Raw genomic sequence first — 20,599 nt, forward strand, 5'->3', positions numbered from 1 at the left:
CGGCCGTTTTCCTTTATAAGTTTTTTATTCTATACCTCCCGCGCATCAACTGCATGTCAAAGACTGAAGCGCCAAAACGGCGCGTGGGAGGAATGAATGAGTTTTGAAAAGATCGCCGTCCTCGGCCTGGGCAAGGTCGGACGGCTGGCGGCGACGCTTTTGCATGAAGGCGGCTTCGAGGTCATCGGCGTCGACGCGCAATTGCCGCTGAGCGACGTTCCCTTCAAGTGCCGCACCGGCGATATTTCCGATCCCCAGGTGATCGGCGAACTGCTCTCGAATGTCGAGGCGGTGCTCTCCTGCCTGCCCTATCATTTGAACATCGAGCTGGCGCGCGCTGCCCATCTTGCCGGTATTCATTATTTCGATCTGACCGAAGACGTTCCCACCACCAATTTCATCATCGAGCTGTCGAAGACATCACGCGGCCTGATGGCGCCGCAATGCGGCCTGGCGCCGGGTTTCGTCGGCATCGTCGGCGCAAGCCTGGCCGACGGCTTCGATCGCTGCCGGTCGATCCGCATGCGCGTCGGTGCCCTGCCGCAGCACCCGACCGGACTGCTCGGTTACGCCTTCAACTGGTCGCCCGAGGGCGTCGTCAACGAATATCTGAACGACTGCGAGGTCATCGAGGGCGGTGTGCGTAAGCTCGTCTCGCCGATGGAATGGCACGAGACCGTCTATGTCGGCGGCGTCAAGCTCGAAGCCTTCACGACGTCGGGCGGCCTTGGCACCATGTGCGACACCATGCTCGGCAAGATCGACAATCTCGATTACAAGACCATGCGTTATCCCGGCCATATGGAGCTGATGAACTTCTTCTTCCACGAGCTGTTGATGCGCGACAAGCGCAAGCTCGCCGGCGAGATCCTGACCAATGCCAAGCCGCCGGTTGAAGACGATGTCGTCTATGTCCATGTCGCCGCCGAGGGCACCGAAAATGGCAGCCTGCGCCGCAAGGAGTTCGTGCGCGCCTATTACCCGATCGAGATTGCCGGCGCGCGCCGCACGGCGATCGCCTGGACGACGTCAGCCTCCGTCGTCGCCGTCATCGAGATGGTCCGCGACGGCCTGCTGCCGGCGACCGGTTTCCTGCACCAGGAGCATATTCCGCTGGAGACGTTTTTGAAGACGCCGACCGGCAGCCTCTTCAAGGCTGGTGCCACCAGCCACGGCTAAGGAATGCGTTGCTGCGCGGCGGTGATGTTCAGCCGCCGCGTACAAATCCCTCGAGCCGTACGGACGTCAGCAGGCGAGATCGGCGACGACGGAATCGAGGATCAGCATGCCGGACGGCGTGCAGCGCAGGCGTGAATTGCCGATCCGCTCGATGAATTTGTGTTCGAGCAGGAATTCCTCGCGTTTCGGGTCGAGGTCGCGGCCCGAAAGCTGTTGCCAGCGGGCGAGATCGACGCCTTCCCTCAGCCGCAGCCCCATCAGCAGTAGTTCGTCGGACTGTTCCTCGAAGCCGAGCCGCTCCTCGTCGAGAATGCCGTGCCCATCACGCTCGACCATGTCGAGCCAGGCTTCCGGCTTGCGCTCGGTCGCCGTCGCGAGCTTCTCGGTGCCACGCGTCAGCCGGCCGTGGGCGCCTGGGCCGATGCCGGCATAATCGCCGTAGCGCCAATAGGTCAGGTTATGCCGGCTTTCGGCCCCTGGCCGGGCATGATTGGAAACCTCATAGGCCGGCATGCCCTCGCGTGCCGTGATCTCCTGCGTTGCCTCGTAGAGCAATGCCGATTGCTCGCCGTCCGGCACGATCAGCTTGCCGGCCTTGTGCAGGCCGTAGAAAGGTGTGCCTTCCTCGATGGTCAGCTGATAGAGCGAAAGATGGTCGACCGCATAGGAGATCGCCTCCTTCAGTTCCTTTTCCCATTCCTCGACCGTTTGGTCGGGCCGGGCATAGATGAGGTCGAAGGACATGCGCGGAAAGATGTCGCGCGCCAGCCTTATCGCCTTCAGCGCGTCGGCGACATCATGCAGCCGGCCGAGGAATTTCAGATCCCGGTCGTTCAGCGCCTGCACCCCAAGCGAGACGCGATTGACGCCGGCCGCCCGGTAGCCGCGGAAACGTTCGGCTTCGACGCTCGAAGGGTTGGCCTCCATGGTGATCTCGATGCCGGCAGGCACATGCCATTGCCGCGCAATGCCGTCGAGAATGGCGGAAACCGTTTCCGGCTTCATCAGCGACGGCGTGCCGCCCCCGAGGAAGATGCTCGTCACCGTCTTCGGCCCGCTGAGGGACCGGACCGTCTCCATCTCCTTCAGGAAGGCTGATGTAAAACGCTCCTGATCCACCGGCTGGTGGCGCACATGGCTGTTGAAGTCGCAATAGGGACACTTCGCCGCGCAGAAGGGCCAATGCACATAGACGCCGAAGCCCGGCTCGCCGGTATCGGGGAGCAGAGCCGCGTCGCGCGAGGTGCTTGGTGTGTCGAGATTGCCCACGGACCGACCTTATGCCTCCAGGCAGGTTTCGACAAAGAGTTTGAAGGCGCGGGCACGGTGCGACAGCGCTTGCGGCTTGCCGACGTTCCAGCCGTGTTTTTCCTCGCCGCTCATTTCGCCGAAGGTGATGTCGTAGCCCTCGGGCTGGAAGACCGGATCGTAGCCGAAGCCCTGCGTGCCGCGCGGCGGCCAGACGACGCTGCCTTCCACCTCGCCGCGGAACAGCTCCGTGTGCCCATCCGGCCAGGCAAGGCAGAGCACGCTGATGAAACGCGCCCTGCGCTGTTCCGGCTTTGTTGCGCCMGCATCCTGYAGCGCCTTTTCCACCTTCGCCATCGCCATGTCGAAATCGCGCGTGCCGTTAGATGTCTCCGCCCAATTGGCGGTGTAGACACCAGGATCGCCGCCAAGCGCGTCGACCACCAGCCCGGAATCGTCCGAAAGCGCCGGCATGCCGGCGGCATTGGCCGAGGCGACCGCCTTGATCGTCGCATTCTCCTCGAAGCTTGTGCCGGTCTCATCCGGTTCGACGAAGTTCAGCTCGGCCGCCGATTTGGCGGTGAAGCCGAGCGGCCCGATCAATTCCTGGATCTCGCGGATCTTGCCGGCATTGTGGCTGGCGACAACGATGGTCTTCGTTTCAAGCTTGCGCATTCAGATATCCTGTTCGATGCCCCAGATTTTAKCCTCCGCGCATTCCAGGCTGTTGCCGGCCGGATCGCGGAAATAGATCGAACGGCCGCCGTTCGGCCAGTGCACTTCGGATTCGATCGCCACGCCCGCTGCCGTCAACCGCTCGGCCATGGCATCGATATTGCCGCCGGACACCCGGAAACAGGCATGGCCCTGGCCGCTCGTGCCGTGCGGCGGCACCTGCAGCGATCCAGGCGCCGGCGGCTTTACCGTTTCCTCGGGATTGAAGATCAACAGAACGCCAGGCCCACAGCGGAAGAAGACATGCCGGTTGGCGGCGCGGGTGATCTTTTCAAGCCCGAGAACGTCTTCGTAAAACGTCTCGGCCTGGTCGAGATCCCGCGCATAGAGCGCCGTTTCCAACATGCCCTCCAGCATGGGGCTCACCCTTCGATGGCTTGCTTCTGCAGCGCCACGAGTTCGCCGATGCCGTTCCTGGCAAGCTGCATCAGCGAGGTGAATTCGCTTTCGCTGAACGGCGTGCCTTCGGCCGTGCCCTGGATCTCGACGATGCCGCCGGTGCCCGTCATGACGAAGTTCGCATCGGTCTCGGCCGAGGAGTCCTCGATGTAATCGAGATCGATCACTGGCTGGCTGGCGAAGATACCGCAGGAGATGGCGGCGACATGATCCTTCAGGACCCGGTCGACCTTGATCATGTTGCGGCTTTCCATCCATTTCAGGCAGTCGTAAAGCGCGATCCAGCCGCCGGTGATCGAGGCGGTCCGCGTGCCGCCATCGGCCTGGATGACGTCGCAATCCAGCGTGATCTGCCGTTCGCCGAGCGCCTGCAGGTCGACGACGGCGCGCAGCGACCGGCCGATCAGCCGCTGGATTTCCTGGGTGCGGCCGCCCTGCTTGCCGGCGGCAGCCTCGCGCTTCATGCGTTCGCCGGTCGCCCGCGGCAGCATGCCGTATTCGGCCGTGACCCAGCCCTTGCCGGTATTGYGCAGCCATGGCGGCGTCTTTTCTTCGAGACTCGCCGTGCAGAGCACATGCGTGTCGCCGAACTTCACCAGGCAGGAGCCTTCCGCATGCTTGGAAAAATTGCGCTCGAACGAGACCTTGCGCATCTGGTCGATTTTTCTGCCTGAAGGCCGCATTCTTATCTCCTGGAGTTTATTTGACCGCTTCTACGATTGGCGGCGCTCATTTGCAAATTCCCTTTTGCCACGGGTGTTAGTTTGACTTACTTTTCGGGAAGTATCATCAGCACGGGTTCGAAAGCTTCATGGGCATCAGGTCGACGTCGGTTTCGGATGCTGTAGCTGCGCTGGACGAGCGCTCCAGGGAAATTTTTCGTCGCATCGTCGAAGGTTATCTGGAAAGCGGCGAGCCGCTCGGTTCACGCAACCTGTCCCGTATCCTGCCGATGTCGCTGTCGCCGGCCTCGGTGCGCAACGTCATGAGCGATCTCGAAGAGCTCGGCCTGATCTATTCGCCGCATGTCAGCGCCGGCCGGTTGCCGACCCAGATCGGCCTGCGCTTCTTCGTCGATGCCTTCATGCAGGTCGGCGACCTCTCCGCCGAGGAACGCGCCAACATCGACCGCCAGGTGCGGGCCGAAAGCGGCGGCAATCCCGTCGAATCGATGATGAACGAGGCAAGCCGCATGTTATCCGGCATTTCGCGCGGCGCCGGCCTCGTCATCACCTCGAAAAGCGATCCGGTGCTGAAACATGTTGAGTTCATCCGGCTCGAACCGACAAAGGCGCTGGCCGTGCTCGTCGGCGATCACGATCAGGTGGAGAACCGCATCATCGAGCTGCCGGCGGGCGTCACCTCCTCGCAGCTGACGGAGGCGGCGAATTTTCTCAATGCGCATATGTCCGGCCAGACCCTGCCGGAACTCCGCAAACAATTAAGCCGGTTGAAGGACGACGTCCGCCACGAGCTCGATGCCCTGTCGCGCGATCTGGTCGAGCGCGGCATCGCTGTCTGGGCCGGCAGCCCGGACGAGGGAAAGCCGACGCAGCTCATCATCCGCGGCCGCGCCAACCTGCTCGAAGGCCTGGCCGGCGCCGAGGATCTCGACCGSCTGCGCCTGCTGTTCGACGATCTCGAGAAGAAGGACAGYCTGATCGAGMTSCTSAAYCTSGCCGAAAGCGGYTCGGGCGTGCGCATCTTCATMGGWTCGGAAAACAAGCTCTTCTCGCTGTCCGGCTCGTCGCTCATCGTCGCACCCTATCGTGACGATGACGATCGCATCGTCGGCGCTGTCGGCGTCATCGGCCCGACGCGGCTCAATTATTCCCGCATTGTGCCGATGGTGGACTATACGGCCCAGCTCGTCTCCCGCCTTTCGCGCAACCAGCTTTGACGCCGCAACTGCCAAGCACGCGGAATTTTCGCTTCTTTGTCACGCAGACTTGATTTTTTTCGGTCAAACCTCGATATCGGGCGCATCTGAAGACACCAACCGGAGACCGTCATGACTGATGACACGACGAAAAACGGACCTGACGCAACTGCGGCGGATGCCGCAGCCGATGCTACCGCCTACGTCGAGAACGAAACTGCGCAGGAAGAGGCCGTCCAGCCGGACGCGCTTGAGCTTCTGAAAGCCGAAAACGGCGAACTGCGCGACCGCTATCTGCGCCTTGCTGCCGAGATGGACAATCTGCGCCGGCGCACCGAGCGCGAGGTGAAGGATGCCAAGTCCTATTCCGTCGCGGGCTTTGCACGCGACATGCTCGCCGTCTCGGACAATCTACGCCGCGCGCTTGATGCCATCTCTCCGGAGACCAAGGCTGCGGCCGATGCCGGCCTTAGCACGCTGATCGAGGGTGTCGAGATGACCGAGCGCGCCATGCTGTCGGCTCTCGAGCGCCACGGCGTTCGCAAGCTGGAGCCGGTTGGCCAGAAGTTCGATCCGAATTTCCATCAGGCAATGTTCGAGGTGCCGAACCCAGACGTGCCGAACAATACGGTCGTGCAGGTCGTGCAGGCAGGCTTCTCCATCGGCGAGCGCGTGCTGCGCCCGGCCATGGTCGGTGTCGCCAAGGGCGGCCCGAAGCCGGCGGAAGCCGAAACCAACTCCGTCTTCGACGAGAAGGACGCCTGATATCCCTTCCTCCTGGGGAAGAAGGGAAAGCCGAAGCGTTAGATGCGGGCGAAGCGTTCGATCAACAGATCGAAAAAGCCATCCGCATCGACATGGCGCATAACCTTGGCGTTGCGCTTGCGCTCGGTCACATGCCACCAGTCGACGACCGTCATGCCGACGGTGAGTTCGGACTGGACCTCGATCTCGACATTGCAGTCCCGGCCCTGGAAAAGCTCCGGCTTGAGCAGGTAGGCGACGACGGTCGGGTCGTGCAGCGGCCCGCCGTCGGAACCGTATTTCTCGATGTCGAAGCGTTCGAAGAATTCCAGCATCTCGACCATGGCCTTTGCCGGCGCCGTGCCGATCTCGGCCATGCGTTTCACCCGGTCCTTGCGGGTCAGCAATTGATGCGTCACATCAAGCGGCATCATCACGATCGGAACGCCTGAGCGGAAGACGATATCGGCGGCTTCGGGGTCGACATAGATGTTGAATTCGGCCGCCGGCGTGATGTTGCCGCCCTCGAAGAAGCCACCGCCCATCATCACCAACTCGCGGATGCGGGGGATAATGTCGGGCGCCTTCTGGAAGGCCATGCCGATATTGGTGAGCGGCCCGAGCGTACACAGCGTCACTGTGCCTTCAGGCTCATGGCGCAACGTCTCGATGATGAAGTCGACGGCATGGCCGGGCTGCAGCGCCATCGTCGGCTCGTTCAGCTCCGGACCGTCGAGGCCGGTCTTGCCGTGCACATGTTCGGCCGTCACCAGCTTGCGGGCGATCGGTGCGTCGGCGCCGGCGAAAACCTTGGTCTCCGTCCGTCCGCTGAGCTCGCAGACGATGCGCGCATTGCGGCTGGTGAGCGAAAGCGGCACGTTGCCGGCGACCGTCGTGATCCCCAGCACCTCCAGCTCATCGKGACTGCCGAAGCCCAGCATGATGGCGGCCGCGTCGTCCTGGCCGGGATCCGTGTCGATGATGATCTTTCTTGCGCTTGCCATTCCGATCGTTCCATCCTCGCAGTGCGTGTTATCGGGCATGCACCGATTTCTTCACGTCCCGTCACAAATCAGCACAATCCGCGCGGGCATGTTTTGATGCGAGGCAGCAGGCGCTTTGTCAAGGAAAGAGCCTGACGTCAGCTTAAAATTGAGAAGGTGGCGCCGACACGTCGCGCCCCATGCCTTGCAGCGCCGGGCTCCTGTCCCCATATTAGCGGCATCCGGATGCTGCACTTAAGGTCCGGGATGGTCGCTTGCGCCAAGGACTTGAAAAGAGATGAGCCGCATTACCCCTTTCGCCAGCCCGCTGCTTCTGGGCTTCGATGCAATGGAAAAGACGCTGGAGCGCATTTCCAAGGCGAGCGACGGATATCCGCCTTACAATATCGAACGCATCGGCGCCGACAGCGGTGCGCCGGAACGTCTGCGCATCACCCTTGCCGTGGCCGGCTTCAGCGAAGAGGAACTCGATGTCTCCATTGAGGAGAACCAGCTTCTGATCCGCGGCCGCCAGGTCGAGCAGGTCGAGCGGGACTATCTCTATCGCGGCATCGCCGCCCGGCAGTTCCAGCGTACCTTCGTTCTTGCTGATGGCATGCAGGTGCTCGGCGCCGGCCTGAAGAACGGTCTGCTCTCCGTCGATCTAATTCGTCCGGAACCCGCGCGAATGGTCAAGAAAATTAACATTTCGGTCTCACAGTAGCACAACGGTTTGTCGAACCGTTGGTCCCTTCTCCCGGAGGAACAGGAATGTTGATGAAAGAAGCCACGTCTCACTTGACCAAATCCGAGCTTGCCCACATCGGCAACGGCGAGGTCGCCTATATCAGAAAAATGCGGACCGATGAGGTCGCCAAGTGCTTTCCCGAGGCGCCGGATATCGATCCGACCGTCGATCTCTGGGCGCTCTTCGGCGCCGACGGCACGCCGATCCTGCTGACGGATAACCGCTCCAGCACCTTCTTCAAGGCTGCCGAGGACGAATTGAAGACGGTCAGCCTGCACTGACCGTCAACGACCGTCTGTCGTGTTTTACCGCGTTCCGGCACGGGGTCCCCTTATTCATTTCGCTGCGGTCGGGACTGTTGTCGCGACATTGCGCCTACAGCGCCGCGCGTCTTTAAAGCATGTCGCGCAAAACTGTGCAGCGGGTTTGCGATAACGACATGCGTAAAAACAAAGACCTAAAGCGCAAGGAGCGAATCTGAAAGATTGCACCGCGCTTTAGAGACGAGCAAAGGATGCCGCGGCACTTTGAATTGCGGTAGGCTCAGATCTTCCTGAATGTCAGATAGGCCGAAGACCGGCTTTCGCGCCGCGCCTTGGCCTCGTAGCGTGTACTCGGCCAGCCCTCATAGGGCGTCAGCCAATCTGCTGCATTGTCGGCCATCCAGTCAAAACCGCCATGGTCGCGGCATTTGATCAGCGTCCAGTTCACATAGGTGTCGATGTCGGAGGCGAAGCAGAACAGGCCGCCGGGCTTCAGCGCGCGATGAAAGCGGTCGAGATTGGTTTTCGAGACGAAGCGCCGCTTCCAGTGCCTCCGCTTCGGCCAGGGATCGGGATAGAGCAGATCGATTATATCGAGTGAACCGTCCGGCAGCCAGTCGAGCAGCTGCGTCGCGTCGTCATTATAGACGCGGATATTGGAAGCGCCGGTCTCGCCGATGCGCGACAGCAGCTTCTGCATGGAATTGACGAAGGGTTCTACACCGATGAAGCCGGTCGAAGGTGTCTCCAGCGCGCGGTGGATCAAGTGCTCGCCGCCGCCGAAACCGATTTCCAGCCGCAATCTTTCGACTGGAACCGGGAAGAGGGATGTCAGCGGCTCGGGGGGAGCCGCTGTAAGATCGATCAGGAATGCCGGCAGGAGACTGTTCAGCGTCTCGGCCTGCTGTTCGCGCAGGGTCTTGCCCTTGCGGCGACCGAAGAAGGCTTCGGTCGCCCGGCTGCGGCGTTCCATATCCGTCATGCTTTATCTCAGGCCTTCACGCTTTCCTTGAGCGCCTTCACGAGGTCGGTGCGCTCCCAGGAGAACGAGCCGTCGCGGCCGGCCTTGCGGCCGAAATGGCCATAAGCAGAGGTCTTGGCATAGATCGGCTTGTTGAGGTCGAGATGGCGGCGGATACCGGTCGGCGAAAGGTCCATGTTCTTGCGGATAGCCGCTTCGATCTGATCCTCGGTGACCTTGCCGGTGCCGTGCAGGTCGACATAGATCGACAGCGGCTGGGCGACGCCGATCGCGTAGGAGATCTGGATCGTGCAACGGTCGGCAAGGCCGGCGGCGACGACGTTCTTGGCAAGGTAGCGGGCGGCATAGGCGGCCGAACGGTCGACCTTCGTCGTGTCCTTGCCGGAGAATGCACCGCCGCCATGCGGAGCGGCACCGCCGTAGGTGTCGACGATGATCTTGCGGCCGGTGAGGCCCGCATCGCCGTCCGGTCCGCCGATGACGAACTTGCCGGTCGGATTGATGTACCACTTGCAATCGTCGGCGATCTTCAGTTCACCGAGCGCTTCGCGGATATAGGGCTCGACGACGGCGCGGACCTTGTTCGAATCCCAGCTCTCGTCGAGATGCTGGGTCGAAAGCACGATCGAGGTTGCTTCCGACGGCTTGCCGTCGACGTAACGCACGGTCACCTGGCTCTTGGCGTCGGGGCCGAGCTTGGCGACTTCGMCGTCGCCCTTCTTGCGGGCAATCGCGAGCAGTTGCAGGATCTTGTGGGAATAATAGATCGGGGCCGGCATTAGGTCCGGCGTTTCGCGGCAGGCGTAACCGAACATGATGCCCTGGTCGCCGGCGCCTTCGTCGCCCTGCTGGTCGGAGGCGCTGTCGACGCCCTGCGCGATATCGGCCGACTGCGAGTGCAAGAGCACGTCGATCTTGGCCTTCTTCCAGTGGAAGCCGTCCTGCTCGTAGCCGATATCCTTGATGGCGCGGCGGGCGGCAGCCTTGAACTTCGACGGGTTGATGACGTCCTTGCCGTCCTTGTCCTTCTTCATCAGGCTCGGCGGCAGGCGGACTTCGCCGGCGATGACGACGCGGTTGGTCGTCGCCAGCGTTTCGCAGGCAATGCGCACGCCCCATGGATTGACGCCGGTCTTGGCCGCTTCGCGGTAGACCAGATCGACGATCTCGTCGGAGATGCGGTCACAGACTTTGTCCGGATGACCTTCGGCAACAGATTCGCTGGTAAAGAGATAATTCGCGCGCATTTCGGGATTCCCCTCAAAGAACAAAAGCCAGCTAGTAGGTACTCAGTTCGAGGGCCGATGACAAGCGCAGAAGGACATAAATATATCTTTATATCTGCGGCAATGTGACAAATTTTGCCCCAAAAACGCAAAAAAGGCGGCCTTTCGACCGCCTTTCGAATTCTGCACTGGTCTTGGTTCAGTCGGCGTCGGCTTCAGCGGCCAGGGCTTTCACCAGCTCCACGACCTTGCGGCGAACCTTGGGATCGGAAATCTTGACGAAGGCGCGATTGAGCTGCAGTCCTTCCGAGGAGGACAGGAAATCGACGACGTAATTCGAGCTGGAGGCTTCCATGCCGCCGCCGCCGGCAGAATGTTCGCCGGGCGCGTCCTCGAAGAAAAAGGACACCGGAACATTGAGGATGTTCGAGATGTTCTGCAGGCGGCTTGCGCCGACGCGGTTGGTGCCCTTTTCGTATTTCTGGATCTGCTGGAAGGTGATGCCAAGGCTTTCGCCAAGCTTTTCCTGGCTCATGCCCAGCATCGTACGACGGAGGCGAATACGGCTGCCAACATGGATGTCGATCGGATTCGGCTTCTTTTTGTTTTCAATCATGGTCGTGCCCTAGCTAAGAATTTCAACCTGTTTCTAACCGGCATGCCCCTGATCCATCCCAAAACGCCACGTTGCAAGAGGTGAGGAACCCACCTTCGAACATACGTTAAGAACGCCGATTGTCATCACTATGCAATTTTAGGGGTTTTTGGTCAATTCAACCCGGAAATAAAACCTCTGCGAGAAATTAGCGCAATCAGAATCAGCAGTGCCTCGGTCAACCAGAAGTATGTTTGCTGGGGGTATGTCGTTCCGAGTCCCGCGCTGTTGCTATCGAGCGTTGCATCGATGAAGCCGGTTTCCTCAAGATCGAGGCCCGCAATAATTTCCCCATGGGCGTTCACCAGCGCTGAAATGCCGCTATTGGCATCACGAATCAACGGCAGACCGGTTTCAACAGCCCGTACCCGCGCCTGCTGGAAATGCTGATAGGGGCCGGGCGTCGCGCCGAACCAGGCGTCATTGGTGATATTGAGGATCGCATTGGCGTCTTTTATGTCGCCGGTCATTTCGCCGGGGAAAATGATCTCGTAACAGATCAGCGGATAGAGATTGAGGCCGCCGGGCAGCGTCAGCAGGTGCCGGCTTGCCGCGGCCGAAAACCCTCCTGGTATTTCGACGACGTTCTGAATGCCGAATTCGGTGAGCACGTCCTCGAAGGGCAGGTATTCGCCGAAAGGCACCAGATGCACCTTGTCGGAGGCGCCGATGATCTGGCCGCGGCCGTCGATCACGTAGATGGAATTATAATAGCGCGTCGGAGTGCCCGGTCCCATCTCCTCGGCGCGCACGGCGCCGGCGATCAGCACCTGGTTGTCATCAAGCGTATCGGCGATCCGCGTCAGCGCATCCTGGTTGTCGGTCAGGATGAAGGGGATCGAGGTTTCTGGCCAGACGATGATATCGGGTTTGCGTCCGCCATTCTTCGGTGCTTCAGCCGAAAGCTTCAGATGCGTCTCGAAGATCGCGGCGCGGTCGGCGTCGTTGTCCATCTTCGCCGCCTGGTCGATTGCCGGCTGCACCAACCGCACCACCGGCCGCTTGTCCTCCGGCAATGTGTTCGGCCGCGGCGCGAGATAGAGAGCATAAGCGCCATAACCGAGATGAGCGGCAAAGAGCAGGACGGCGAGCGCGATGCCCGGCCGCGCGCCTTGCCGCGTCCCGGCAAGGGCAGGCGCAGAAAAAACGAAGACGGCAAGGGTCGTCACCCCCATCGCCCCGATCACATGCGCCGACTGCATCATCAGCGGAACCGGCATCATGCCGTAGCCGATGGCGTTCCAGGGAAAGCCGGTGAGGATCACGCTTCGAAGCCACTCCATCAGCCCGAAGCCAGCCGCAAGCGCGGCGATCCGCCCCATGCCATCAGACCAGACGATGCGGGCAAGGGCGGCCGCCAGCCCGTAGAAGATCGCAAGACAGGCCGGCAGCCCGAGGATTGCCAGCGGCAGCGCCCAGGCGAATTCCTCCTGATCGACCAGCAGCGCATGGCCGAGCCACCAGAGGCCGGCGACGAAATAGCCGAAGCCGAACAGCCAGCCGGTGGTGAACGCCGGCCACAGCCTGCCGATCAGGCCGCTTTCAGGCGAAGCCGCCGCCCCGTCGATCAGCCAGACGAGCAGTGTGAAGGAAACGAACATCGCCGCGAAAAAGCCGAAGGGCGGCAGCGCCAGAACCGCGAATGCCCCGGCGGCGATGGCCAGCAGCGACCGTTTGAAACCCCAGACGAGGATAACCCTGTCCGCAAGCCGCTCCATGCGCACTCCCATCAAACCGCGAATCAACCCGATCGCAGTCTTTCAAAAAAGCGGCTCTTTGTCCCGTCAGTTGGGTCCTGTCAGTTGGCGGTCGATTCCGCCGGCCGGTCGTCGCCGGCCTCGGAGCCGGGGGCGATGTCGCCATCCGTCTTGGCGCGGCGGCGAACCGCGTGGCGCTTGCGGGTAATGCGCAGCCGTTTGATGCGGCGCGGATCGGCGTCGAGGATGTGGAATTCGAAGCCCGGCAGCGCCTGCACGACCTCGCCGCGCACCGGAATGCGGCCGAGCGCCGAGAAGATCAGGCCGCCCAGCGTATCGACCTCGTCGACCTGCTCGCTGATGTCGAAATCCGGCCCGATCGCGGCGGCGATCTCTTCCAGTTCGACGCGGGCGTCGGCGATGAAGACGTCTTCGGCGACGCGTTTGAACATCACTTCTTCATCGTCATGTTCGTCGTCGATGTCGCCGACCACCATTTCGACGATGTCCTCATGCGAGGCAAGCCCGTCGGTGCCGCCATATTCGTCGATGACGAGCGCCATCTGCGTGCGGTTTACTTGCATCCGGCGCAACAGGTCGGACGCCAGCATCGACGGCGGCACGAACAGGATCTTGCGGATGATGCCAGCCTCGGCAAGCGTCTTTTGCAGGTCGACGCGGGCGAGATCGAAATTCTGCTTGGCCGAACGCGTGGTCTTCTGGATGTTTTCGGGCGCAACCTCGATCGCCGGCACGACAGCGGCCGGTTTCGTCGGGCCGCGGCGTTTGTTGCGCGCCTGCTTGGCGACATAGGAGAGCAGATCGCGGATATGCACCATGCCGCGCGGATCGTCGAGCGTATCGGCATAGACAGGCATGCGCGAACGGCCGGATTCCTCAAAGAGGATCATCAGCTCGCCGATGGTGATGTTCTGGTCGACCGCCTCGATATCGGCGCGCGGCACCATCACGTCGGCGACGCGCACTTCGCGAAAGCGCAGGATGTTGTTGAGCATCGCCCGTTCGTCGGGCGAAAAGGCATCGTCGCCGGCCGCATCGGTCATCAGCGCGTCGGCGAGATCCTCGCGCAGTCGCGAGCCCTGCTGCGGGCGAAGCATGCGCGCGGCGCGCGACCAGAAGGATTGCGATCGGCCGGATGGCCGACTACTACTGCCTGCCTCGTCCGAAGAGGAGGATGGCTCGGAGTCCTTGGCGTCTGCCGCCGGCTTCGTCGTAAAGTCGCTCATGGTTCCATTTTAAGGTCTTGACCCTCGTAAGGATCAGATAGGCCGAGCTGCGCCAAAATGCGAGTCTCCAGCCCCTCCATAATTTCGGCTTCGGCACTATTCATATGATCGTAGCCGAGAAGATGCAAGAAACCGTGCACCAGAAGATGGGTCAGGTGGTCGTCGAAGCTCTTTTCCAGCTCGGTCGCTTCCCGCTCCACCGTCTCCCGGGCGATGATGATGTCGCCGAGCATCGGACCGGGCATCTTGCCGGGCTGAACCGGAAAGGCGGGGAAGGAGAGCACATTGGTCGCCTTGTCCTTGCCGCGCCATTCGGCGTTGATGTCCTGGATCGAGGCATCGTCGGTAAAGACAAGCGAAACCTCGGGCGGCATCGTCGGGAAGGGCTGCTTCTCGCTGTCGCGGAGATAGATTGCCGCGGCACTGAGCACGCGTTCGCAAAACGACTGCAGCGTTTCCTCGCCGGGCCAGCCGATGTCCTCGACGCTGATCTGGATGTCGAGTTCGGCCATCAGTCCTGCCGGCTGACGTCTTCGGTTTCGACGGCATAGGTGGAATCATAGGCCCTGACGATGCGCCCGACCAGCGGATGGCGGACGACGTCGGTATCCTTGAAGCGCACGATCGAGATGCCCTCGACGCCGTTCAGAAGCTGCAAGGCCTCGACGAGGCCGGATTTGACGCCGCGTGGCAGGTCGATCTGGCTCGGGTCGCCGGTGACGATCATGCGCGCATTCTCGCCGAGACGCGTCAGGAACATCTTCATCTGCATCGTTGTCGTGTTCTGCGCTTCGTCGAGGATGATGGCGGCGTTGGCGAGCGTGCGGCCGCGCATGAAGGCGAGCGGCGCGATTTCGATGACGCCGGCGGCGATCGCCCGGTCGACCTTGTCGGCGGGGATCATGTCGTAGAGTGCGTCATAGAGCGGGCGAAGATAGGGATCGACCTTTTCCTTCATGTCGCCGGGCAGGAAGCCGAGGCGCTCGCCGGCCTCGACCGCYGGACGCGACAGGATGATCTTTTCGACCGCGCCGCGCTCCAGCAACTGGGCGGCATGCGCGACGGCAAGATAGGTCTTGCCGGTGCCGGCCGGGCCAACGCCGAAGACGAGCTCGGCGCGTTCCAGCGCCCTGATATAGGCGTCCTGCGTCGGCGTGCGGGCGATGATCGTCTTCTTGCGTGTCGAAACCTGCGCCATCGTCAGCTTGGCCTTGCGTTCCATTGTGGGAAGGCTGAGCTGGTCGTCGGCGGCGACCGCCATGCGGATTGCGCCCTCGACGTCGGATCGTTCCACGCTGCCGCCTTTCTGAAGTTTTTCATAGAGATAGTCGAGCGTGCGCCGCGCCTGATTGGTGGTGACGACATCGCCTGTGATGACGACGGAATTGCCGCGTGCCCGCGCATCGATATTGAGCCGTTGCTCGAGCAGCTTGAGGTTCTGGTCGAATTGACCGAACAGCTCGCTGGCGAACCGGTTGTTCTCGAACGTCAGGACGAAGTGATTGGTGTCGCTCGGCGTGCGGGGGTGGCGCGGTGAAGAAGAAACCAATTCTTGTCCGTTCAAGCGGTCGGGCTCCTTAGGTTAAACCGCAGCCTCTGCGCGTTCGGCAAACAGGCTGTTTGTTCCGGTTCCGGTGATTCGCACTTTAATAATGTCACCGATTTGCGATGCTTTTGCATCAACATTCACTGATTGAAGCCAGGGAGAACGTCCGATTAGTTGTTCCGGCATGCGACCGGGCTTTTCGAGCAACAGGTCGATCTCCTTGYCGATGCAGGATTCGGCAAATTCCTGCTGCTGCTTCAGGAGAAGCATTTGCAGGCGTTCCAGCCGTTCTGCCTTGATTTCTTCCGGCACCTGATCCTTCAGTTCCGCGCCGGGTGTGCCCGGCCGTGTCGAGTATTTGAACGAGAAGGCCTGTGCATAACGTACCTCCTCCACAAGCCTCAGTGTATCCTCAAAATCCTCATCTGTCTCCCCCGGAAAGCCGGTGATGAAATCGCCGGACAGGGCGATGTCAGGCCGCACGGTGCGGATGCGCTCRATCAGCGCCAGATATTCGGCYGCCGTGTGACGCCGGTTCATYGCTTTMAGGATCCGGTCCGAGCCCGATTGCACCGGCAGATGCAGATAGGGCATCAGCGCCGGGAGGTCGCGATGGGCGTTGATCAGCCGGTCGTCCATGTCGCGCGGATGGCTTGTGGTATAGCGCAGCCGCGCAAGGCTGGGGATCTCCGCCAGGCGATAGAGCAGGTCGCCGAGGCTCCATGCCTCGCCTTGGCTCCCGGCGCCGTGCCAGGCATTGACGTTCTGCCCGAGCAGGGTGATCTCGCGCACCCCGCTTTCCACGAGCTTTTCGGCTTCCTCGACGATCTGGGAAACCGGCCGCGACACTTCCGAGCCGCGTGTATAGGGCACGACGCAGAAGGTGCAGAACTTGTCGCAGCCCTCCTGCACCGTCAGGAAGGCGGTGACGCCGCGGGCGCGGATCTTTCGGCTCTCGGCGATCGGCAGATGCTCAAACTTGTCCTCGATCGCATATTCCGTATCGACGACGCGGTGGCCTTGTTTGGCCCGGCGCAGCGCCTCCGGCAGGCGATGATAGGTCTGCGGGCCGATGACGACGTCGACGGCGGGTGCGCGGCGCAGGATCTCCTCGCCTTCGGCCTGGGCGACGCAGCCGGCAACGCCGATCATCATCTCCCGGCCGTCCGCCGCCTTCTTCTTTTTCATCTCGCGCAGCCGCCCGAGCGCCGAATAGACCTTCTCGGCCGCCTTCTCGCGGATATGGCAGGTGTTGAGCAGAACGAGGTCCGCCTCTTCCATATCTTCCGTCGGCTCGTAGCCGTCGCGGGCGAGCGCGTCGCTCATGCGCATGGAATCGTAGACGTTCATCTGGCAGCCATAGGTCTTGATGAAGACCTTGCGGCTGTTGCTGCCATCGCGGGGTGTCGATTCCGGGGCCTGGAGAAGGGCGCTGTCCTGTGTCATGGCGCGCTATTTAGTGGTTTTTGCCGCCGGAGAAAATCGAAATCTTGCTTTAGAGCCTTTCCTGGTCAGATTGCGGCATTCTGTTGGCTCAAGCGGAGTCGGATGGTCGATCGGCCGGCGCGCGTCGTAGCCAAGCTCTACGGCCAAGCCGGCCGGTCGATCAGGCGGCCCGTTTCAGCCAACCCGAAGGGCGGGCATCTTTCCGTCAGGGCAGAGGCGATCGGCTCGGACGTACCAAGGGGTATGCCCTTCGCCAATCGCCTCTGCCCTGACGAAAACCTGCTCCGGCAGAATGCTGCAATCTGACCAGGAAAGGCTCTAAGAGATTTCCCGCCCGCGCAGGCGGCTGTTCAGGAGGTTGCGGATGCGCAAGGCGATCGTCGCGCTTACCTCCTTGCGGCTGGTGTCGGCGCGGTAATCCACCGCCTCGCCGAAAGAAACCTCGGCGTCGATGGCGCCGCAGCGCACGATGTCGATGAGATGCGGCAAGAGGTCGAGATCCCCCGGCCAGGCGGCGAGCCGCCGGTGATAACGCCCCATGGCGATGCCATGCACCCTGGTATAGGCAACCGCCACCGGCTGCACCACGACCGTTCCCGTCGGTGACGTGGGCACCGCCATCGCGGCAGCACCGAACAGCGAGGACTTGACCTCCAGCAGCCGGTTGCCGTCCGAGGTCGTGCCCTCGGGAAAGAGCACGACGATCTCACCGTCGGCCATGCGCCCGGCGATCTCGTTTGCCTGATGACCGGTCTTGCGCCGCTCCTCGCGCACGACGAAGACGCTTTTCTGCAGCTTGGCGAGCGCGCCGAAGATCGGCCAGTCGCGAACCTCGATCTTGGCAATGAAGACGACGTCGGCAACGGCCGACATCACCATGATATCCAGCCAGGAGGAATGGTTGGAACAGAGCATCAGCGGCCGGCGATCTTCCAGCTTGCCGCTCACGCGGACGCGGATGCCGAGGCAATAGCAGACGATACGGTGCCAGACGCGCGGAAGCCTGCGGCGCAGCCGCCAGTCGAACCGCAGCGCCAGCACCTGCAGCGGCATGAGCACGAGGCTGACGGCAAGGATGACGACCGCAGCGAAGGCGATGCGCAGCCAGGCGATCAAATGCTGGTCTCCCAGGCTGCCATTGCTTCAGAGGTCTTCTTTCTTCAACGGAACGCCGTAGAGCTCCAGACGGTGGTCGACCAGCCGGAAGCCGTGCTCGCGGGCGATGCGCTCCTGCAGTGCCTCGATCTCCGGCGAGCGGAATTCGATGACCGTGCCGGTCTTCAGGTCGATGAGGTGGTCGTGATGCTCTTCCGGCACCGTCTCATAGCGCGAGCGCCCGTCGCGGAAGTCGTGGCGGGCGATAATGCCGGCATCCTCGAACAGTTTCACGGTGCGATAGACGGTCGAGATCGAGATCTTCGCATCGACCTTCACCGAGCGGCGGTAGAGTTCTTCGACGTCGGGATGGTCTTCCGAGTCTTCCAGGATACGCGCGATCACGCGGCGCTGCTCGGTCATGCGCATGCCGCGTTCGGTGCAAAGCTCCTCAAGGGTCTTGGCTACATCAGTCATCGCCCGCCTATAGAGATATTCGTGTTTCGACAACGCCGCACGGCATTTGCCCCGGCCTGCATGTCATCTCGCTGCCAGGGAACTACCGAAGAACGCGCTTCATGACAAGCGCCGTGGAGAGGGCGCCGTTTTCTTGTCTGTAGTAACCCTGGCGTTCGCCGACCTTTTCGAAGCCGAGCTTGCGGTAGAGGCCAAGTGCTGCCGTATTGCCGTTGTCGACCTCGAGAAACATGCTCTCGCCGCCGCGCGCGTGTGCTTCCCGCATCGCCGCCTGCATCAGCCGCCAGCCCAGTCCGGCGCGGGCGACCTTCGCCTGCACGGCGATCGTCAGGATCTCCGCCTCGCCGGCGACATGGCGGGCAAGGATGAACCCCGGAAGCGGCTTTTTCAGGATGGCATTGGTCTGGCGCGCGACGAAGCCGAAGACGGTATCCTGCATCAGCAGGCCGTGAAATTCACCGTCGCCCCAGGGCCGGGCGAAGCGCTCGCCGTGCAGGACGGCGACATCGCGGCAATCCTCGCGCTCCATGGCGATGATCTCGAATTCCGGTTTCAGCGTCAGATAGGCTTCCAGCATCGTCATACTCGTCGCGCAATCGCGTACCCGGCCTGCGGCTTGGCATCGGGTCCGCGCAGATAAAGGGGCTTCGGCTTTCCGGCATCGGGGGAGGCGGCAGCGCCCAGGCGCGCCACGATGGAGATCGGGAATCTGTTGATGTGATCGCCGCCGGCGTCAGCCTTCAGCAGCGCCGTCGCCGAACCGGTGATCTCGCCGTCGAAGCCGGCGGCAAAAGCCTGCGCTTCTGCAACGCTGACCGCCCGTGGCGTGTCGAGCGGAGAACCGTCGGCTGCAAAGGACTGGAGGTAGATCTCGTCGCGCTTGGCATCCATCGCCGCCAGCACGGCGCGATGAGGCGTCTTGTCGCGCTGGGCTGATGCCATGACTTCGAGCGTCGTGATGCCGACGGCGGGAACATTGAGGGAGAGCGCAAAACCGCGGGCTGCGGCAACGCCGACGCGGATGCCGGTAAAGGAGCCGGGACCGATGGTGACGGCAAGGCGGTCGATATGAGAAAGCGCCAGTCCCGCCTGATCCAGCGCGCGATCGACGATACCAATCAGATGTTCAGCATGCCCCTTGCCGATCATGTCCGATGCCTCCCCCAGCACCGTATTCCTGCCGCTGTCATAGACAGCGGCAGCGCAGTCCACACCCGCCGTGTCGAGCGCCAGAATAATCATGCCATCAATTTCCGAATAAACCAGTGTCGCCTATCGATAAATCCGTTCGGCCGAACCTGAGATGAACAGCCGGACGAATTCAAGGTTTTTAAGCGGCAATCACTTCCTGCACTTCCGGAACGAAATGGCGCAGCAGGTTCTGCACGCCGTGCTTCAGCGTTGCCGTCGAAGACGGGCAGCCGGCGCAGGAACCCTTCATGTTCAGGTAGACCTTGCCGTCCTTGAAGCCGCGGAAAGTGATGTCGCCGCCGTCTTGGGCAACGGCCGGGCGCACGCGGGTTTCCAGAAGTTCCTTGATGGTCAGCACGATCGATTCATCGCCTTCGTCGAAGAATTCGTCGCCGGCATCGGCGTCTTCGGAAAGGATGGAGGCATCGCCCATGACCGGCTTGCCGGACATGAAGTGCTCCATGATCGAGCCCAATATAGCCGGCTTAAGATGTTGCCAGTCGGCATTATCCTTGGAGACGGAAATGAAATCATAGCCGAAATAGACGCCGGTGACGCCTGATATTTCGAACAGGCGGGCGGCGAGCGGCGAGGCTTGAGCCTCTTCGGCGCTGCGGAACTCGGCCGTGCCGTTTTCCATCACCACTTTGCCCGGCAGGAACTTCTGCGTGGCAGGGTTCGGCGTGGCTTCGGTCTGAATGAACATCTGGTTCTCCATGCGGCCGGCCCATGGTCTCGACCGTCTTTAGAATTCTTCAAAAGAAGATAAGCCGATTGACGGCTCTAATCAAGAGACTTGTACTCAAGAAAAGCTGGAACAGGATGATTCTAGGCCTGATAGTTAGAGCATGATCTCGTC

General features: G+C 61.7%; 24 protein-coding genes. 6 read left to right on the top strand and 18 right to left on the bottom strand.

Annotation, left to right across the window (positions count from 1 at the left end; all coding sequences use genetic code 11):
- Nucleotides 1-96 precede the first annotated feature (96 nt).
- Nucleotides 97-1,179, top strand: a complete 1,083-nt coding sequence (locus AC1ECN_RS01880) for a saccharopine dehydrogenase family protein (RefSeq protein WP_130671821.1) — start codon at nt 97-99, stop codon at nt 1,177-1,179.
- Between the two features lie 66 nt (nt 1,180-1,245).
- On the opposite strand, the gene hemW is transcribed toward AC1ECN_RS01880, so the two are convergent.
- The 4 genes from hemW to rph are packed head-to-tail and all read right to left on the bottom strand — an operon-like array spanning nt 1,246 to nt 4,244.
- Nucleotides 1,246-2,448 (bottom strand): radical SAM family heme chaperone HemW, encoded by a 1,203-nt coding sequence (gene hemW, locus AC1ECN_RS01885; RefSeq protein ID WP_130654453.1) that lies wholly within the window; start codon nt 2,446-2,448, stop codon nt 1,246-1,248.
- 9 nt (nt 2,449-2,457) lie between these two features.
- On the bottom strand, nt 2,458-3,102 hold the full coding sequence (rdgB, locus tag AC1ECN_RS01890; protein WP_018070047.1) for an RdgB/HAM1 family non-canonical purine NTP pyrophosphatase: 645 nt from the start codon (nt 3,100-3,102) through the stop codon (nt 2,458-2,460).
- On the bottom strand, nt 3,103-3,528 hold the full coding sequence (locus AC1ECN_RS01895; protein ID WP_477952005.1) for a VOC family protein: 426 nt from the start codon (nt 3,526-3,528) through the stop codon (nt 3,103-3,105).
- Complete coding sequence (gene rph, locus AC1ECN_RS01900) at nt 3,525-4,244, bottom strand: ribonuclease PH (RefSeq protein WP_477952007.1); 720 nt, start codon at nt 4,242-4,244, stop codon at nt 3,525-3,527. Before rph ends, AC1ECN_RS01895 begins: the two co-directional genes overlap by 4 nt.
- 128 nt (nt 4,245-4,372) lie before the next feature.
- On the opposite strand from rph, the gene hrcA reads away from it, so the two are divergent.
- Together hrcA and grpE are read left to right on the top strand one after the other, a co-directional pair.
- Entirely contained in the window at nt 4,373-5,461 is a 1,089-nt protein-coding gene (hrcA, locus tag AC1ECN_RS01905; RefSeq protein WP_477952009.1) for a heat-inducible transcriptional repressor HrcA, read from the top strand.
- Nucleotides 5,462-5,572: 111 nt separating this feature from the next.
- On the top strand, nt 5,573-6,205 hold the full coding sequence (gene grpE, locus AC1ECN_RS01910) for a nucleotide exchange factor GrpE (protein ID WP_018070049.1): 633 nt from the start codon (nt 5,573-5,575) through the stop codon (nt 6,203-6,205).
- A gap of 38 nt (nt 6,206-6,243) precedes the next feature.
- Here grpE and AC1ECN_RS01915 read toward each other — a convergent pair whose 3' ends face one another.
- Complete coding sequence (locus AC1ECN_RS01915; protein ID WP_477952012.1) at nt 6,244-7,188, bottom strand: nucleoside hydrolase; 945 nt, start codon at nt 7,186-7,188, stop codon at nt 6,244-6,246.
- Nucleotides 7,189-7,465: 277 nt separating this feature from the next.
- Here AC1ECN_RS01915 and AC1ECN_RS01920 point away from each other — a divergent pair, with 277 nt between their 5' ends.
- Together AC1ECN_RS01920 and AC1ECN_RS01925 are read left to right on the top strand one after the other, a co-directional pair.
- The gene (locus AC1ECN_RS01920) at nt 7,466-7,891 is read left to right on the top strand and encodes an Hsp20 family protein (RefSeq protein ID WP_130660777.1); all 426 of its coding nucleotides are present in this window, start codon (nt 7,466-7,468) and stop codon (nt 7,889-7,891) included.
- A gap of 47 nt (nt 7,892-7,938) precedes the next feature.
- Nucleotides 7,939-8,196: a BQ00720 family protein gene (locus tag AC1ECN_RS01925; RefSeq protein WP_003556039.1), complete on the top strand. Its 258-nt coding sequence runs from the start codon at nt 7,939-7,941 to the stop codon at nt 8,194-8,196.
- Between the two features lie 262 nt (nt 8,197-8,458).
- Here AC1ECN_RS01925 and AC1ECN_RS01930 read toward each other — a convergent pair whose 3' ends face one another.
- The 8 genes from AC1ECN_RS01930 to miaB form a co-directional block, all read right to left on the bottom strand.
- Nucleotides 8,459-9,160 (bottom strand): tRNA (guanine(46)-N(7))-methyltransferase TrmB, encoded by a 702-nt coding sequence (locus AC1ECN_RS01930; protein WP_130671824.1) that lies wholly within the window; start codon nt 9,158-9,160, stop codon nt 8,459-8,461.
- 8 nt (nt 9,161-9,168) lie between these two features.
- Complete coding sequence (metK, locus tag AC1ECN_RS01935) at nt 9,169-10,407, bottom strand: methionine adenosyltransferase (protein ID WP_477952016.1); 1,239 nt, start codon at nt 10,405-10,407, stop codon at nt 9,169-9,171.
- 178 nt (nt 10,408-10,585) lie between these two features.
- On the bottom strand, nt 10,586-11,002 hold the full coding sequence (locus tag AC1ECN_RS01940) for a helix-turn-helix domain-containing protein (RefSeq protein WP_017966725.1): 417 nt from the start codon (nt 11,000-11,002) through the stop codon (nt 10,586-10,588).
- 152 nt (nt 11,003-11,154) lie between these two features.
- Entirely contained in the window at nt 11,155-12,759 is a 1,605-nt protein-coding gene (gene lnt / locus AC1ECN_RS01945; protein WP_026170752.1) for an apolipoprotein N-acyltransferase, read from the bottom strand.
- 80 nt (nt 12,760-12,839) lie between these two features.
- A complete protein-coding gene (locus AC1ECN_RS01950; protein WP_018070055.1) occupies nt 12,840-13,985 on the bottom strand; it encodes a hemolysin family protein in 1,146 nt (381 codons plus the stop codon).
- Nucleotides 13,982-14,497, bottom strand: a complete 516-nt coding sequence (gene ybeY, locus AC1ECN_RS01955; protein ID WP_018070056.1) for an rRNA maturation RNase YbeY — start codon at nt 14,495-14,497, stop codon at nt 13,982-13,984. Before ybeY ends, AC1ECN_RS01950 begins: the two co-directional genes overlap by 4 nt.
- A complete protein-coding gene (locus tag AC1ECN_RS01960; RefSeq protein WP_024322191.1) occupies nt 14,497-15,549 on the bottom strand; it encodes a PhoH family protein in 1,053 nt (350 codons plus the stop codon). The genes ybeY and AC1ECN_RS01960 overlap by 1 nt, the downstream gene beginning before the upstream one ends.
- 18 nt (nt 15,550-15,567) lie before the next feature.
- Entirely contained in the window at nt 15,568-16,977 is a 1,410-nt protein-coding gene (gene miaB, locus AC1ECN_RS01965; protein WP_477952020.1) for a tRNA (N6-isopentenyl adenosine(37)-C2)-methylthiotransferase MiaB, read from the bottom strand.
- A gap of 102 nt (nt 16,978-17,079) precedes the next feature.
- Between miaB and AC1ECN_RS01970 the strand changes: the two genes are divergently transcribed.
- On the top strand, nt 17,080-17,283 hold the full coding sequence (locus tag AC1ECN_RS01970) for a hypothetical protein (protein WP_130671826.1): 204 nt from the start codon (nt 17,080-17,082) through the stop codon (nt 17,281-17,283).
- A 12-nt stretch (nt 17,284-17,295) separates the two neighbouring features.
- On the opposite strand, the gene olsA is transcribed toward AC1ECN_RS01970, so the two are convergent.
- From olsA to AC1ECN_RS01995, 5 genes are all read right to left on the bottom strand, one after another.
- Nucleotides 17,296-18,093 carry a lyso-ornithine lipid O-acyltransferase gene (gene olsA, locus AC1ECN_RS01975; RefSeq protein ID WP_024322189.1) on the bottom strand — a complete coding sequence of 266 codons (798 nt, stop codon included), beginning with the start codon at nt 18,091-18,093 and terminating at the stop codon, nt 17,296-17,298.
- Nucleotides 18,094-18,120: 27 nt separating this feature from the next.
- On the bottom strand, nt 18,121-18,549 hold the full coding sequence (locus AC1ECN_RS01980) for a Fur family transcriptional regulator (protein WP_003544875.1): 429 nt from the start codon (nt 18,547-18,549) through the stop codon (nt 18,121-18,123).
- A gap of 82 nt (nt 18,550-18,631) precedes the next feature.
- Nucleotides 18,632-19,132: a GNAT family N-acetyltransferase gene (locus AC1ECN_RS01985; protein WP_197727373.1), complete on the bottom strand. Its 501-nt coding sequence runs from the start codon at nt 19,130-19,132 to the stop codon at nt 18,632-18,634.
- Complete coding sequence (tsaB, locus tag AC1ECN_RS01990; RefSeq protein WP_018495656.1) at nt 19,129-19,791, bottom strand: tRNA (adenosine(37)-N6)-threonylcarbamoyltransferase complex dimerization subunit type 1 TsaB; 663 nt, start codon at nt 19,789-19,791, stop codon at nt 19,129-19,131. The genes AC1ECN_RS01985 and tsaB overlap by 4 nt, the downstream gene beginning before the upstream one ends.
- A gap of 88 nt (nt 19,792-19,879) precedes the next feature.
- Entirely contained in the window at nt 19,880-20,446 is a 567-nt protein-coding gene (locus tag AC1ECN_RS01995) for a NifU family protein (RefSeq protein WP_017958704.1), read from the bottom strand.
- Between the last annotated feature and the right edge of the window lie 153 nt (nt 20,447-20,599).

Source organism: Rhizobium sp. 01N447_2, from assembly GCF_056399245.1.